15 protein-coding genes are annotated in these 14,802 nt (G+C 68.8%); 1 reads left to right on the top strand and 14 read right to left on the bottom strand.

Features of this window, described 5'->3' with window-relative positions:
- Positions 1-116: 116 nt before the first annotated feature.
- From atpA to A5728_RS01250, 11 genes are all read right to left on the bottom strand, one after another.
- A complete protein-coding gene (atpA, locus tag A5728_RS01200) occupies positions 117-1,742 on the bottom strand; it encodes a F0F1 ATP synthase subunit alpha (RefSeq protein ID WP_064845322.1) in 1,626 nt (541 codons plus the stop codon).
- 171 nt (positions 1,743-1,913) lie between these two features.
- On the bottom strand, positions 1,914-2,687 hold the full coding sequence (locus A5728_RS01205) for a F0F1 ATP synthase subunit delta (RefSeq protein ID WP_231885432.1): 774 nt from the start codon (positions 2,685-2,687) through the stop codon (positions 1,914-1,916).
- A gap of 38 nt (positions 2,688-2,725) precedes the next feature.
- Entirely contained in the window at positions 2,726-3,277 is a 552-nt protein-coding gene (locus tag A5728_RS01210; RefSeq protein WP_064845325.1) for a F0F1 ATP synthase subunit B, read from the bottom strand.
- 49 nt (positions 3,278-3,326) lie between these two features.
- Complete coding sequence (gene atpE, locus A5728_RS01215; protein ID WP_035964663.1) at positions 3,327-3,527, bottom strand: ATP synthase F0 subunit C; 201 nt, start codon at positions 3,525-3,527, stop codon at positions 3,327-3,329.
- 113 nt (positions 3,528-3,640) lie between these two features.
- Positions 3,641-4,432 (bottom strand): F0F1 ATP synthase subunit A, encoded by a 792-nt coding sequence (gene atpB / locus A5728_RS01220; protein ID WP_064845326.1) that lies wholly within the window; start codon positions 4,430-4,432, stop codon positions 3,641-3,643.
- Positions 4,433-4,462: 30 nt separating this feature from the next.
- A complete protein-coding gene (locus A5728_RS01225; protein ID WP_064845328.1) occupies positions 4,463-4,843 on the bottom strand; it encodes a hypothetical protein in 381 nt (126 codons plus the stop codon).
- Positions 4,840-5,433 carry a hypothetical protein gene (locus tag A5728_RS01230; RefSeq protein WP_064845329.1) on the bottom strand — a complete coding sequence of 198 codons (594 nt, stop codon included), beginning with the start codon at positions 5,431-5,433 and terminating at the stop codon, positions 4,840-4,842. The genes A5728_RS01225 and A5728_RS01230 overlap by 4 nt, the downstream gene beginning before the upstream one ends.
- Positions 5,430-6,560 (bottom strand): glycosyltransferase family 4 protein, encoded by a 1,131-nt coding sequence (locus A5728_RS01235; RefSeq protein WP_197493048.1) that lies wholly within the window; start codon positions 6,558-6,560, stop codon positions 5,430-5,432. Before A5728_RS01235 ends, A5728_RS01230 begins: the two co-directional genes overlap by 4 nt.
- Positions 6,557-8,515, bottom strand: coding sequence for a nucleoside-diphosphate sugar epimerase/dehydratase (locus tag A5728_RS01240; RefSeq protein ID WP_231885433.1), 1,959 nt, complete (start codon positions 8,513-8,515; stop codon positions 6,557-6,559). Before A5728_RS01240 ends, A5728_RS01235 begins: the two co-directional genes overlap by 4 nt.
- Positions 8,516-8,541: 26 nt before the next feature.
- Positions 8,542-9,399: a glycosyltransferase gene (locus A5728_RS01245; protein WP_064845331.1), complete on the bottom strand. Its 858-nt coding sequence runs from the start codon at positions 9,397-9,399 to the stop codon at positions 8,542-8,544.
- On the bottom strand, positions 9,386-10,318 hold the full coding sequence (locus A5728_RS01250; protein WP_064845332.1) for a glycosyltransferase: 933 nt from the start codon (positions 10,316-10,318) through the stop codon (positions 9,386-9,388). The genes A5728_RS01245 and A5728_RS01250 overlap by 14 nt, the downstream gene beginning before the upstream one ends.
- A gap of 244 nt (positions 10,319-10,562) precedes the next feature.
- Between A5728_RS01250 and A5728_RS01255 the strand changes: the two genes are divergently transcribed.
- Positions 10,563-11,531 (top strand): NAD(P)-dependent oxidoreductase, encoded by a 969-nt coding sequence (locus tag A5728_RS01255; protein WP_064845356.1) that lies wholly within the window; start codon positions 10,563-10,565, stop codon positions 11,529-11,531.
- 127 nt (positions 11,532-11,658) lie between these two features.
- On the opposite strand, the gene A5728_RS01260 is transcribed toward A5728_RS01255, so the two are convergent.
- The 3 genes from A5728_RS01260 to prfA all read right to left on the bottom strand — a co-directional run bounded on the left by A5728_RS01260 (position 11,659) and on the right by prfA (position 14,776).
- Positions 11,659-12,687, bottom strand: a complete 1,029-nt coding sequence (locus A5728_RS01260; RefSeq protein ID WP_064845333.1) for an L-threonylcarbamoyladenylate synthase — start codon at positions 12,685-12,687, stop codon at positions 11,659-11,661.
- A 109-nt stretch (positions 12,688-12,796) separates the two neighbouring features.
- Positions 12,797-13,663 carry a peptide chain release factor N(5)-glutamine methyltransferase gene (gene prmC, locus A5728_RS01265; RefSeq protein WP_064845334.1) on the bottom strand — a complete coding sequence of 289 codons (867 nt, stop codon included), beginning with the start codon at positions 13,661-13,663 and terminating at the stop codon, positions 12,797-12,799.
- 6 nt (positions 13,664-13,669) lie between these two features.
- Entirely contained in the window at positions 13,670-14,776 is a 1,107-nt protein-coding gene (prfA, locus tag A5728_RS01270) for a peptide chain release factor 1 (protein WP_064845335.1), read from the bottom strand.
- Positions 14,777-14,802 lie beyond the last annotated feature (26 nt).

Raw genomic sequence — 14,802 nt, forward strand, 5'->3', positions numbered from 1 at the left:
TTTTTCTCCACCCCCGCGGCCGCCTTTTTGCGGGGTACCCCCCAATTGGGCCCCCCATGAAATTTCCTTTCGGCACCGCCGTGGGGGCGCCGGATTCCGGCGCACCACGAGAACGGTTACTTCTTGACGATCGTTTCCTGGTTCACAGCGGTCGCGCCCAGGGACTCGTGCTCCTCGACCCCGGCCTCGATCCCGTGCTTGGAACCGTGGAAGTCCCGTTTGACCTCGGCCACGGCCGTCTTGAGCGCCTCGACCGCGTCGTCCTCGAGCTTGCCCGTGGAGTTGATCGAGTCCATCACGTTGGTCGTGCGCCGGACCTGGTCCAGCAGCGCGCGCTCGAAGTCCGCGACGTTGGCGACGTCGACGTCGTCGAGCTGGCCCGTGGTACCGGCCCAGATGGACACGACCTGGTCCGCGACGGGGTACGGCGTGTACTGGGGCTGCTTGAGCAGCTCCATGAGCCGCTCACCGCGGATCAGCTGCTGACGGGACGCGGCGTCCAGGTCCGAGGCGAACATGGCGAACGCCTGCATGGATCGGTAGGACGCGAGGTCCAGTTTCAGCGTGCCGGAGACCTTCTTCATGGCCTTGACCTGCGCGGCACCGCCCACGCGGGACACCGAGATGCCCACGTCCACGGCGGGACGCTGGTTGGCGTTGAACAGGTCCGACTGCAGGAAGATCTGACCGTCGGTGATGGAGATGACGTTGGTCGGGATGAACGCCGAGACGTCGTTCGCCTTGGTCTCGATAATGGGCAGACCGGTCATGGAGCCCGCGCCCAGCTCGTCGGAGAGCTTGGCGCAACGCTCGAGCAGGCGCGAGTGCAGGTAGAAGACGTCACCCGGGTACGCTTCACGTCCCGGCGGGCGGCGCAGCAAGAGCGACACCGCACGGTAGGCCTCGGCCTGCTTGGAGAGGTCGTCGAACACGATGAGCACGTGCTTGCCGCCGTACATCCAGTGCTGACCGATCGCGGAACCCGAGTAGGGGGCCAGGTACTTCAGACCGGCGGACTCGGACGCGGGAGCGGCCACGATCGTGGTGTACTCCAGGGCGCCGTTGTCCTCGAGGGTCTGGCGCACCGCGGCGATCGTGGAGGCCTTCTGACCGATGGCCACGTAGATGCAGCGCACCTGCTTGTCCACGTCACCGGACTCCCAGTTGGAGCGCTGGTTCAGGATGGCGTCCACCGCGATCGCGGTCTTACCGGTCTGGCGGTCACCGATGATCAGCTGACGCTGGCCACGCCCGATCGGGATCATGGCGTCGATGGCCTTCATGCCGGTCTGCAGCGGCTCGTGCACCGACTTACGCATGGTCACGCCCGGAGCCTGCAGCTCCAGTTCGCGGCGACCCTCGGTGGCGATGGGTCCGAGATCGTCCAGGGGCTCGCCCAGGGGGTCCACGACGCGGCCGAGGTAGCCCTCGCCCACGGGCACCGACAACACCTCGCCGGTGCGGTGCACCTCCTGGCCTTCCTCGATGCCCTGGAAGTCACCGAGCACCACGACGCCGATGTCGCGGGTGTCGAGGTTCAGGGCCAGGCCCAGCACCCCGTTCTCGAACTTGAGCAACTCGTTCGCCATGACGGAGGGCAGGCCCTCCACATGCGCGATACCGTCCGCGGCGGACGACACGCGTCCGACTTCTACTCGTTCCACATTGCCGGGATCGTAGGACGCCGCGAACTCATTCAGCGCACTACGGACCTCATCGGCATTGATGGTCACATCGGCCATCTACTGTCCCTGCTCTCTACGTCTTGTGATCATCGCTCGAGCCATGACCACGGTTGTACTTGTCGCGATGCGTTGCCCCATCGCCGTGCGGCCGCCCCAGCGGTCGGGGGGGGCAACGTGACGAGATGCCGGCATCGACCGACTCCCCGCGATCCCCGCTGCGCGCGGGGATCAGGCTGCGATCCGCTGCTGCAACTGTTCCAGCCGGTGGGTCACCGATCCGTCGATGACCTCCTCGCCCACCTGCACCCGCAGGCCACCCACCAACGACGGGTCCACCTCCGTGGTGAGCTTCAGGTCCCGTCCGTACAGCCGGTTCAGACCCTGGCGCAGTTTCTCCGTCTGGTCCTCCCGGAGGGGACGAGCCGTGGTGATCCGCGCGATCCAGCGCTGCTGACGGTCCGCGACCCACTCGGCAAAGTGCCCGAGCAGGCGACCGGGTAGTGCGCCCCGGGGTTCGCTCGCCGCGCGTTCGATCAGCAAGGACACCTCCTCCGAGCTCGTCGTCATGAGACGACGGGCCAGGGTGACCTTGGCCTGCGCGCTCGCGCGCGAGTCCGAGAACGCGTTCTGCACCTCGGTGGAGTGATCCAGTACGGACTTGAACCGGATCAGTTCGTCCACGAGGGTCTCGAGCGCGTTCACGCCGCCGCGGTTCTCGGCGGACGCGGCCGCGAACAACACGGCCGTGCGTTCGATCCCGTCACCCAGCTGGCGCTCGGTGGCGCTGCGCTGGGATGCGAGTTCGGCGACGACGTCCACGGCCACCTCGTGCGCGCGGCCGTCGAGCAGCGTGTGCACGAACCGGGCGCGGTCCTCTGCGGGCCGGGAGGGATCCGTGAGAGCGCGGCGCAGTGCGCCGTTCTCGTCCACGATGTCCAGGATCTCGAACAACTGGTGTGCGATCTCGGGACTCGCGGCAGATGCCCAGCGGTCAACGTCCACGGAGAGCGGACGATAGGGTTCGTTCGATGCTTCTGCCATTACCGTGCAGCTCCCGTGCGACCTTGCTCGGCCTCGAGATCAGCCAGGAAACGATCGACCACGCGGTTGGCGCGATCGTCGTCGTTCAAGGACTCCCCGACGATCTTGGACGCGAGCTGTGTTGCCAAAGTGCCCACCTCGTCACGCAGTGAGACCACAGCGGCCGCACGCTCGGCCTCAATGGCCTTGTGCGCGTTCTCGGTGATCCGCGCGGATTCGAGGTTGGCGCGATCCTTGAAGTCCGCCAGGATCTTCTCGCCCTCGGAGCGAGCTTCCTCACGAATCTTCTGGGCCTCGAGCCGGGCACTTTCGAGCTGCTGGTTGTACTCGTCGCGAGCGGCCTTGGCCTCGGCCTGAGCAGCCTTGGCCTTGGCCAGTCCACCCTCGATGGCGTCAGCGCGGTCCCTGAAGACCTTTTCGAACGCCGGGACGATGAACTTGTACGCGATGAAGAGCAGAATTGCGAACCCCACAAAGGTAATCAGCATTTCCCAGCCGTTGGGGAGCAGAGGGCTCTGCCCCTCTTCAGCTGCCAACACCATTGCGTTCATGAGCGCGATTCCTGTTCTCTAGTTAGGGCGAGTGCGAAAGGGAGAGCCCTTAGAGCAGCGCCAGGACGAAGCCCAGAATGGCGAGCGCCTCGACCACGGCGAAGCCCATGAACAGCATGGGCTGGATCACGCGCTGGGACTCGGGCTGACGGGCCACGGACTGCATGTAAGCCGCGAAGATGAGACCCACACCGATGCCACCGCCGATGGCAGCGAGACCGTAGCCAATAACGCTGAGCGAACCTTCCATTATGGATATTTCCTTTCTGGGTGCCCGCTGGAGCGGGCCGTGGTGCCATTACGGGAAACCGTGAATGGTCGATGGTCACGTGAGCGGCCCGGAGGTCGCGCTCCTTCGTGGGGCTAGTGCCCCTCCTGCAGTGCGCCCTGTACGTACACGGCGAACAGCAGGGTGAAGATGTAGGCCTGCAGGATCTGGATCAGAACCTCCAGGAAGTAGATGAACAGTCCGAGGACCAGACCGAAGATCGAGCCGCCGATGCCCAGGGCGCCGCCCACCTCGGTGGCGAGGTACGCCATGAAGGCCGCCGCGACCATGATGGCCATGTGGCCGGCGAACATGGTGGCGAACACACGCAGTGCGTGGGTCACGGGGCGGATGATCATGTTCGAGAGGAACTCGAGCGGGATCAGGATGAGGTACAGGACCTTGGGGACGTTCGGCGGCATGGTCATCTTGGCCATGAAGTGGCCCAGACCGTGGCGCTTGATGCCGACCCCGACCCACACGACGTAGGCGATGGCCGCGAAGACGTACGCGGTGCCGGGGTGCGAGAACGTGGGCAGCTGCAGGACGGGGATGGACCCGAAGAGGTTGTTCACCAGGATGAAGAAGAAGAAGGTGAACAGCAGGGGCACGAACGGGCGGAAGTCCTTCTCGCCGATGATGTCGCGACCCAGGTGGTTACGCACGAGCCCGTAGCCCATCTCACCCAGGTACTGGCCCTTGGTGGGGACCAGCGCTCGCCGCCGCACCACGTACATGAAGAACGCGGCGATCAGAACCACCGACAACAGGATCAGCAACGAGTGCTTACCGAGGGCGAAGGAACCCACTTCGAAGAACGGGGGCAGATGCGCATCTTCCGTGGACGGGGCCACGAATTCGGCCGGAATCCTCAGGGCGGGGTTCAATACAGGTCCTTTCTGCGGTATCCAGACCGGTCACACTCTGGGCTCGGGGCCCATGCCGGATGACTTCTTCGTCTCCGACGGGGTCTTTTGCGGGGCGGTACTGCGGTTCAAGGCGTCCCTCATATGAAGATAACCGAGGTACACCCCGGCGGCCGCCCCGAAGACAGCTCCCGCGATCACAATCCACCGAGTTCCCAGTAGGTGATCCAGGAACCAGCCTACCAAACTCCAAAACACCGCACCGACCACGATGTACAGCAGGACCGCGATCCCACCACCCAGACCGCCACGCTCCACGAGCTCCCCTGCGGTGTGGAGGGTTTCCTTGCGCGCGTTGTCCCGCATGCGCGTTGACATCCCCCGCAGGTCCCTGGGGCGCCGGTCTCCCGGCTCGTTCGGTGCGGAACTCATGGCGTTCGCCTTTCGTGAGTGGGTCGGTCGTGCCCCGCCCGGCCGCCACTCGAGTCACGGGCGGGAGGGACGGACGGGGCGGCAGCGGCGTCGTCGTGGGCGTGTTCGACGGCCGACGACGCCGCGTGGGGTGCGGGCTCGGGCGCGTCCTGCCGGGTGACACCGCGGGTCAGCACGGTGAAACCGGCCAGGGCGAGTACGAGACACACCAGGACGGTCACGGCGAACACGCGCGGGGCGAGCCACGGCGGGGCCCCCAGGAACAGCAGGAACCAGCCCAACACGAGCACCTTGAGGAGGTACAGCGCGGCGAGCGCGGGAGCCGTGGCCGCCGGTGCCACGCGGTACATCTGAGCCGCCACGAGGGCGGTGGCTGCGGAGCTGACCGCGATGATCCCCGCCCCGAGCAGCACCGAGCGCGGTGCCGACAGCATGTCCACGACGGCTGAAAGTGTAAGCAGAATCACACCCAGGATCAGGAACATGACGGCCCCGGCCCGCACACCCCGGGCGTAGGAAGGGGGGCGGGAGCGGGCGGCGTCGTGCGCGGCGGATTCCGCCGACGAACGGGGAGCGCGGTCAGGGGTCACGGGCGCAAACTCCGTGCGGTGCTCCGGGCGCGGTCAAGCAGCACCGGCGACACGAGGTACAGCACGATCACGAGCACCACAGCCACACCGGCGAGCACGGAACCCGTGCCCGCGGCCCGCAGACCGTAGAGGGAGATCAGACTGACGCACGCCGTGGCGGTCGTGACCACCGCGGCGGACTGCACGTGGGACAGGCCCACGTCCGTGAGGCGCTGGTAGACGTGCTGCCGGTGCGGTGTGTACCAGACCTCCCCGCGGCGGATGCGCAGCACGAGCGTCACGGCGGTGTCCGCGAGGTAGACCAGCAGCGGGGACAGCAGGTACTCCACGTAGACGCCCGAGAGGAACGCGCCGATCGCGATCGCGGCGATGGCACTACCCAGGACGTAGGAGCCGACGTCGCCCAGGAAGACCGTGCCGCGCCCCAGGTTCCACGGTAGGAAGCCCAGGAACGCACCGGCGAGCGCGAGGCCCGCGCACACCATCCACGGCATCCCGTTTGCCGCACCAGCCCACGCGTAGAACAGCCCCACCACGCCGCCGTGCAGCCCGGAGATCCCGTTGATACCGTCCATGAAGTTGGCGATGTTGACGTAGGCCACGGTCGCGAGCACACCCACGGGCCACCACCACGCGGGGATGCCCAGGGCCACGATCATGGCGGCGGTCCCGAGCGCGCCCACGAGGGCCTGCATGCCCAACCGGACTCCGATGGACACGCCGCGGTAGTCCTCGGCCCAGCCCAGGGCCGCGCTGGCAGCGGTCATGGCGAGCACGGACAGGGCGAGCGAGCGGTCCACGGGGATCAGACCGAACCCCAGGGACAGCCCGTACGTGAGGATCAGGGCGATGGCCACCGCGAGTCCCATCCCGCGCAGTACGGGCCGCGAGTGCGAGGACCGGTCGGACGGGATGTCGATCACGCCCCACCGGCGTAGCAACGGCTTGACCGCGAACGGCAAGAGCACTGAGAGCACGAAGGCAGCGGCGAGTGTCCACGGGGCGAGGGCCAACAACAGATTCAGCGCCTGGCCGTCCGTGAAAGTGGCGGGGCCGGTGTCGACCGCGGGGGCCGTGGGTACGCCGTGGGCGGGCAGGAACGCGGTGGACACGAGGACGGTGCTCATGCGTGGCGCCTCCAGCCCGTGTGTCCCTCGGCGGCGTCGCCGTCCGCACCGTCAGCGTCCGCGTCCTCGGCGCGGGGTCCGGTGGCCGGTGCGCACTCGGCGGCGCGCGGCACGGAGAAGTCCGTGACCTTGGGCTGGGTGCTCACCACGACCTGCGGGATGGACCCCGTGAACATCATCCCGCCGCGCACCTTCCACACGTGACGGTCCAGGTTCGCGGGATCCAGGCGCTCGGCCTTGGCGTGGGAGATCTTGGGGTGGAAGGGCCGCTCGTCGGTCTCACCCGTGCCGATGAGGTCCTCATGCAGCTTCTCACCGTGGCGCAGCCCGGTGATCTCGATGCTGATGTCCTCGCGCCCGGACATCGACCGCAACCGGCGGGCGATGTCCAGGATCCGCACGGGCTCCCCCATGTCCAGGATGAGCACCTCTCCCCCGTGCGCGATCGCACCGGCCTGGATCACGAGCTGACACGCCTCGGGGATGGTCATGAAGTACCGGGTGGCATCCGGGTGGGTCACGGTGATCGGCCCGCCCTGGCGGATCTGTTCCGCGAACAGCGGCAGCATGGACCCGCGCGAACCGAAGACGTTGCCGAAGCGCACGGACGCGTAGCGCTTGCCCGTGCGGTCCCCCATCCACGCGGTGAGTTTCTCCGCCACGCGCTTGGAGTGACCGAGCGCCGTGGTGGGGTTGGCGGCCTTGTCCGTGGAGATGTTCACGAACACGTCCACGTCCACGGCGGCCGCGGCGCTCAACACGTGCAGCGAGCCCATGACGTTGGTCTTCCACGCCTCGTCCGGGTACTGCTCGAGCAGGGACACGTGCTTCAGCGCCGCAGCGTGGAAGACCACCTGGGGCCGGCGGTCCTGGAACACCCGGGTGAGCGCGTCCGGATCGCGGATGTCACAGAGCACGGTGTCGTTGCCGTCCAGCAGGCCACGCCCGGTGATGGAGATCTGGGTGGCCTGCAATCCGGATTCGTCACGGTCCAGCATGATCAGCTCGGCGGGTTCGAAACCCACGAGTTGGCGGCACAGTTCCGAACCGATCGACCCACCCGCGCCCGTGACGAGCACGCGCTTGCCGGTCACGTACCCCGCAATGGCCTCCACGTGGATGTCCACGGGCCGCCGTCCGATGAGGTCCTCCATGGAGATGTCACGAAGGTCCACGCTCTGGTTTGCGCCGGTGAGCATCTCGGTCAGGGGCGGGACGGTCATCACGCGAGTCCCTGTGCCCTCCACGGCTTCCGAGACGCGTTGCATGGTGCGGGGGTCCACGTCCGCGACGGCCACGATCAGCACGCCGGCGCGCGTGTGCTCCAGGACGGACGCGGCGTCGTGCAGCGTGCCCATGACCGGGACGGAGGAGATGCGCAGGTGCTTCTTGGCGGGGTCGTCGTCGAGCAGGGCCACGGGCAGGAAACCGGAGGCGGGGTCCTGCATCATGCGGTGTACCAGGAACGTGCCCAGCGCGCCCGCACCGAAGATCACCACGTTCTGCGCCTGCTCACCCGGCTTGGCCGTGGATTCCTGGTACATGCGTTTGAGGTAGCGGAACGCGGCCATCAGCAGGCACGCGAACGGGAACGCGATGAACCCCAGCGAGCGCGGGATCCACAGGGCCACACCGAAGACCAGCAGGACGGCCTCGAGCAGTGCCGTGACGATCACGGTCACGACCACGAGCAGCTTGGCCTCCTCGAAACTGCCGAACGAGTACCGGCCCTTGTAGAGGGCGAACGAGAATCCCACGAGCAGTTGCAACACGACCGCCACCACGCACGTGATGATCACGCCCCCCACGGAGATGAGCTCCACGTTCATCTCGAACCGGAGGAACGCCGCGACCCACAGCGCCACGATCCACGCGACGGAATCCAAGATCATCTGGATCCACAGCCACGCGACCGGTTTGTCCGCTCGGGGGGTGGGGCTTGCGGGGGTGACCATGCAGTCGTAGTCCTTTCGGGTGCGGGTCAGTCGCGGTGACCCACCATGAGCCGGTACGCCGTTTCCCGTACCCTCAGGGGGACGAATCGGTAGCCGCCGCGCACCATGACGTTCACGGCCCATTGTAGGAACCCCACGTGGCCCAGGGTGCGCAACCGGTGCTGCAACGTCAGTTCGGCCCGCAGCACGCGGTACCCGCCGCGGCGTTCGTAGGAGCCCGCGGAGACGCGATAACCCACGAGCGGTTCCGCCACGTTGCGCACGTCCGCGCCAGCATGGAGCATGCGCGTCCACAACCAGTAGTCCTCGGCCATGGGGACGTCCTCGTAACCACCCACGGCGAGCGCGGCACTGCGGCGCAGCACGACCGTGGGATGGGAGATGGGGTTGCGGTATCGGCTCACCGCGGCGATCCGCGCGGCCCCCACGGGGGCTGTGCGCAGCGCGACGGGCCGAGTCTCGTCGTCGCCGATCTCGTGCATGGACGCACCCACGAGATCCGCGCCGTCCTCGATCAGGGGCAGTTGCCTCTCGAACCGGCGGGGGTAGGAGACGTCGTCCGCGTCCGCGCGCGCGACGACGTCGTACGCGCACCGCGGCAACGCAACGGTCAGCGCCTGGGCGAGGCCACCGTTCTCCGGGATCCGCAGCACACGGACGGGGATCGGGGATTCTTTCGCGAGCCGCTCGAGCTCCGCCGTGACCGACGCCGACACCGGACCGTCCTGGACGAGCAGCACCTCCGCGGGCGGGCGGGTCTGCTCCACCGAATTAGACTCCACCGCGCGCCGGATCCGCTCGGCGGTGTCCGCGGCGTACACGGGGATCAGCACCGAGAACCGAGCCGGCAGTTGCGCGGGGGTCAGCGGGTCAGCGAGGGCCACCGAAACCACGTCCGCGCATGCCGTTGCCGTAGAGCCGCGCCCACCGCACCAGTCCGGGCAGGTCACGGCGGCGCGCGTAGTGGGCGGGGTAGCCGATCGCGTCCGCGACCAGTTGCACCACGCGCTTGTAACGCCACGAGACGTACCCGCGGTTACGGAAGAAGTGGCGCTGCTTGAACTCCCCCGGCGGGATCAACACCTGCAGCTTGCCGGGGATCACCACGTGTTCCTCGGCCCAGCCCGGCGGGTGGGACACGGCCGTGGTCGTGACCGTGCCGAACGGCAGCCCACTCTTGCGCAGGCGCACGAGGAAGTCGACCTCATCCCCGCGCAGGAACAGTTTCAGGTCCGGCAACCCCACCCGGAAGAACACGGACTCGTCCATGAGCGCACCGTTGAAGAAATTGGCGTAGGAATCGATGAAGCCCAGCGGTTCCAGGTCCGCGCGACGGTGGGTGATCCCGCCGTCCAAGCGGAACGGGAACGCGAGGGCGTCGTGGTCCTGGGGCGCCACGATGAGCGGTGACACCACGGCGAGCCCCCGCTCGCGCGCTGTTTCGCGCAGGGTGTGTAGGCACTCGGGGTCCTCGGGATGGGCGTCGTCGTCCATGAGCCACACCTGGTCCGCGCCGCTCGCGAGCGCCGTGAGGATGGCGAGCGCGAATCCGCCCGCCCCGCCCAGATTGGCCACGGAGCGGCGGTAGTGCAGCGTGAAGGCTCCCCCGATCCGCTCCCCCAGCGCGGCCTGGTCCAGGGCAGTGCGCCCGGCGTCCACGAGACACAGACTCGCGATCGGGTCGGTCTGGACGCGCAGCGCGTCGATCAGCGCCGCGACGTCCTCGGGGCGGTCCTGCGTGACGCACGCGACGCTCACGTTCGCGTCCGGACGGTCGCTCGCCCGCGCGGTGGATTCGGTCATGGCGCCCCCGGGACGACTCGTGATGTGCAAGGAAGATGTGCTCGACCGCGGCGCACGCGCAGCCGCTCGCGCGGGCGCCCGGCACGCCGGTGAACTCCGGGAGTCTATCAACGCGTACCTTGACGCCGCCTCGACGTCACCCGCACGGGTGATGTGCCGTGCTGACGACCACGGGCTGACCACCAAGAACGGGTCCGGGGCGCTACCGTACGATGAAGACACCATCACAGGAGGAGACACAACAGTGACGGCTCACAGCTGGCGCGTTCTCGGGGCCACGGGGTTCATCGGTTCCGCCATCACCACTGCCCTGCAGACCCGGAACATCCCGGTCACCCCGGTGGCCACCCCCCGACTGGCCTCGCCCGCGACCACGGTGCACCACCTCATTGAGCACGCGCACCGCCTCGAGTCCGTGATCGACTACCTGGCCGATTCCTTCGCCGGCGCGGACGTGGTGGTCAACGCCGCCGGTCTGGCCGCCCCCGATCAGACGCACCAGCAGTCCCTGACCGGGGCTAACGCGCTGCTTCCCGTCCTCGTGGCGCTCGCCGCCCACCGCACGGGCGTGCGCCGGGTGATCCACATGAGTTCCGCGTCCGTGCAGGCCGACGCACCCGTGCTGGACGAGTCCATCCGCACCGCACCGTTCTCCCCCTACTCCTTCTCCAAGGCCCTGGGCGAGTCCGCGCTCTACCGGTTGCGCTCCCAATGGCGCGAGGAATCCGGCGCTCCGCAGTTGAGCGTCATCCGCGCGACGTCCGTGATGGGCAGCGGGCGGCGCACCACGCGCATGCTCGCACGGTTCGCGTCCTCGCCCCTGAGCTCGGTCGCCGGGGACGGCTCCGCCCCCACCCCCGTGACCTCCGTGACCGCCCTCGCGCAGTTCACGGTGGCCGTGGGCGAGTTCCCTGAGGTCCTGCCCCCCGTGATCCTGCAACCGTGGGAGGGCGCCACGACCGGTTCCGTGCTGCGCGACGCCGGACGCCGCCACCCCCTGCAGCTGCCGTCCTGGGTGTGCCGGGCGGTGATCGCGACCGCGCGCACGGCCTCGGCCGCTGCCGGTTACCGCTACGGCGGGCTCATCCGCCGCCTGGAGGTCACGTGGTTCGGTCAGCGCCAGGTCCCCGGGTGGGCCCACGACAACGGTGTGCTCCCCGAGCCCCACGTGCAGGAGGTGCTGCGCCAGGCGCACCTCGCGCTGGGTCGCTGAGCCGCGCGTTGGGTTCTTCGCAGCGCGGCCGCGCCCGGTCCGGAGCACTCCCGCGCTGACAGAACGATCCCCGCACCGTACCCGTCATGGGATGGTGCGGGGATCGTCTCGTCAAGTCACCTGTTGTTCAGGCCCCGTGGTTCTCGGGTTCCCCGGCGACGAGCCGCTGCGCCTCCTCCATGCTCAGTGCCCCGGTCCCGTCCCAGCGCGGCTCGGTGTCCGGTGTGCGTTCCCGTCCCTGGTCCACGAACGGACGGGCCTCCGCGGGGGAACTTCGGACCAGGTCGGCCACGAGGTCCTCGTCCGCGGGAGTCGAGCCGGCCGAGAGGGCCGCGCCCTCGCCGAACGATTCCGGTGCATTCGCTTCGGGGTTCTGACGCGCGGAGTGTGTCGACGCCGCGGCGTCGTCGTCCGAGACCGCTGCGCCGGCACCGCTGGCTGCAGCGGCCGCCTCCGGGCTCTCACCGGTCGCCGGAGCTGCCGGTTCGGTGCCGCCGTCCACGTTCGGGACGACCTCGCGCAGCCGCGCCAGCGTGATCGCGCCGTGGCGCAGCACCACGGGCGTCTCCCCCGTGCAGTCCACGATGGTCGAGGCCACGTCCTGCGCACCGGCGGGGACCTCACCCGCGGGCCGCGGACCGTCGTCGAGGTAGAGCGCCACGCGGTCCTGCAGCATCTCGCGGGCCTGCTCGGCGGTGCGCGCGGCGGGCATCCCCGTCCGGTTGGCGGAGGACACGGCCATGGGACCCACGCGTTCGAGGACCGCGCGGGTCACGGCGTCGTCGGGAACGCGTAGCGCCACTGTCCCATGGGTCTCCCCCAGGTCCCAGCCCAGGGTGGGCTGGGCCCAGCAGATGATCGTGAGGGCGCCGGGCCAGAACGCCTGCGCGAGCGCGCGGGCGTCGTCGGAGATCTGGTCCGCGAGGCCGTCGATCACCTCGGGGCGGGCGATCAGCACGGGCGGGGGCATTTCCCGCGTGCGGCCCTTGGCGCCCAGCAGTCCCTGGACACCGGGCGCCGAGAACGCATCGCAGCCGATGCCGTAGACGGTGTCCGTGGGCAGCACGAGGCATTCGCCGTCCGCGACGACGCCCGCGGCCTCGGTCACGGCCGCTTCGAGTTCCTGCGGGGTCCCGCAGGATCGGATCTCACTCACGAGCAACTCCTCTGCTGACGTGTTTCGTGTTCTTCCCGTGCTCCGCGCACCCGGCCGTCCCGTTCACGGTACGTCTCCCGGCACGACGGCGCTGCGGCGCCCCGGTCTCTCAGCCCCCCGGCCCCGGCAGCGTGGCGGTCGTGGCCCGCGGGCGGTCGGTCAGGTCATGGTGCGTGCGGATGTCCCGGAACCCCCGGTCCTCGAGGGCGCGGGCGACGGCCGCGACCTGGGACTCGGCGTGTTCCATGACGAACGAACCGCCCGGACGCAGGATCCGCACGGCGGTGTCCATCGCGGCGCACGGGAACGTCATCCCGGTCTCGTCCCCGCCGTACAGCGCCGTGGGTGGATCGTAATCGCGTACCTCGGGATCCTCCGGGATCTCACCGTCCGGGACGTAGGGTGGGTTGGTCACGACCACGCAGAACCGCCCCGCCGACTCGACCGTGACATCGCGGTAGTCGGATTCGAGCAAGCGCACGCGGGAGCCCGCCAGATTGCGCCGGGTCCATTCCAGTGCGGCCGGTTCGCGTTCCACGGCGGTGACCCTACTCGCGGGATCCTCGCTCGCCACGGCCAGGGCTATCGCGCCACTGCCCGTCCCGAGGTCGATGACCCCCGGGTGGGTCTCGCCGGCCCCGCGCCATACGCGCACCAGATCCAGGGTCAATTGGACGAGCAGTTCGGTCTCCGGGCGGGGGACGAAGACCCCGGGACCCACCGCGAGCTCGAGCTTACGGAACGGGGCCGTACCCATGATGTGTTGCAGGGGCTCACGCCGTGCGCGGCGTTCCACGAGGTCGCGGTACCCGTGCGGTTCCGGCGCGCCCAGAATGGCCCGCGCTTCGGTGTCCCCGCGGCCCAGGCCCAGCGTGTGGGCGGCGAGCAACACGGCGTCGACGTCCGGGGAGGCCACACCCGCGCGAAGCAACCGGGACCGGCCCCACGCGATCGCCTGGGCGAGAGTCGTGGCCACGGGAAGTTACTTCCCGCCCGCGGACCCGTGCTGCGCGGAGTCCTGACCCAGTTGTTCCAACCGGTGCTTCTCGTCCAGTTCCACGGCGGAGGCGATCACGGGTTCCAATGCGCCGTCCAGGACGTGGTCCAGGTTGTAGGCCTTGTACCCGGTGCGGTGGTCCGCGATGCGGTTCTCGGGGAAGTTGTAGGTGCGGATGCGTTCCGAACGGTCCACGGTGCGCACCTGCGACTTGCGGGCCGCGGCGTTCTCGGCGTCGATCTGTTCCTGCTGGTGCGCGAGCAACCGGGCGCGCAACACGCGCATGGCCGCCTCACGGTTCTGCAGCTGGGACTTCTCGTTTTGCATGGACACCACGATGCCCGTAGGGACGTGCGTGATCCGCACCGCGGAGTCCGTGGTGTTCACCGACTGCCCACCCGGACCCGAGGACCGGTAGACGTCGATCTTGAGGTCGTTCTGGTTGATGTCGATCTCGTCCGGCTCGTCCACCTCGGGGAAGACCAGCACCCCCGCAGCGGACGTGTGCACGCGCCCCTGGGACTCGGTCACGGGCACCCGCTGCACGCGATGCACCCCGCCCTCGTACTTGAACCGGGCCCACGCGCCCTCGGCCGGATCGGAGGAGGACCCCTTGACCGCGAGCTGGACGTCCTTGTAGCCGCCCAGTTCGGTGGGGGTTGACGAGAGGATCTCGGTCTTGAGCCCGGACTGTTCCGCGAAGCGCATGTACATGCGCAGTAGGTCCCCGGCGAAGAGGGCGGATTCGTCCCCGCCCTCACCCGCCTTGACCTCGAGGATCACGTTGCGGCCGTCGTCCGGGTCCCGCGGGATGAGCTTGCGGCGCAGTTCCTCGCGCGCCACGACGAGCTCGTCCTCAAGGGGCTTGACCTCCGCGGCGAGTTCGGGATCCACGCTCCCGAGCTCGCGCGCGGCGCCCAGGTCCTCGGAGATGCGTTCCACCCGGCGATGCGCCTCAACGATGCCGTTGAGTTCGGAGTAGCGCCGACCCAGTTTCCTGGCCTTGCTCGCGTCCGCGTGGACGGCGGGATCCGCCAGGGCGCGCTGGAGCTCGGCGTGCTCATCCAGCAGCGGCTGAACGGGGTCGGACATACGGTGCTCTCCTGGGATCGACGGGT

This window comes from Kocuria sp. ICS0012 (assembly GCF_001665945.1).
GTDB classification, from domain to species: domain Bacteria; phylum Actinomycetota; class Actinomycetes; order Actinomycetales; family Micrococcaceae; genus Kocuria; species Kocuria marina.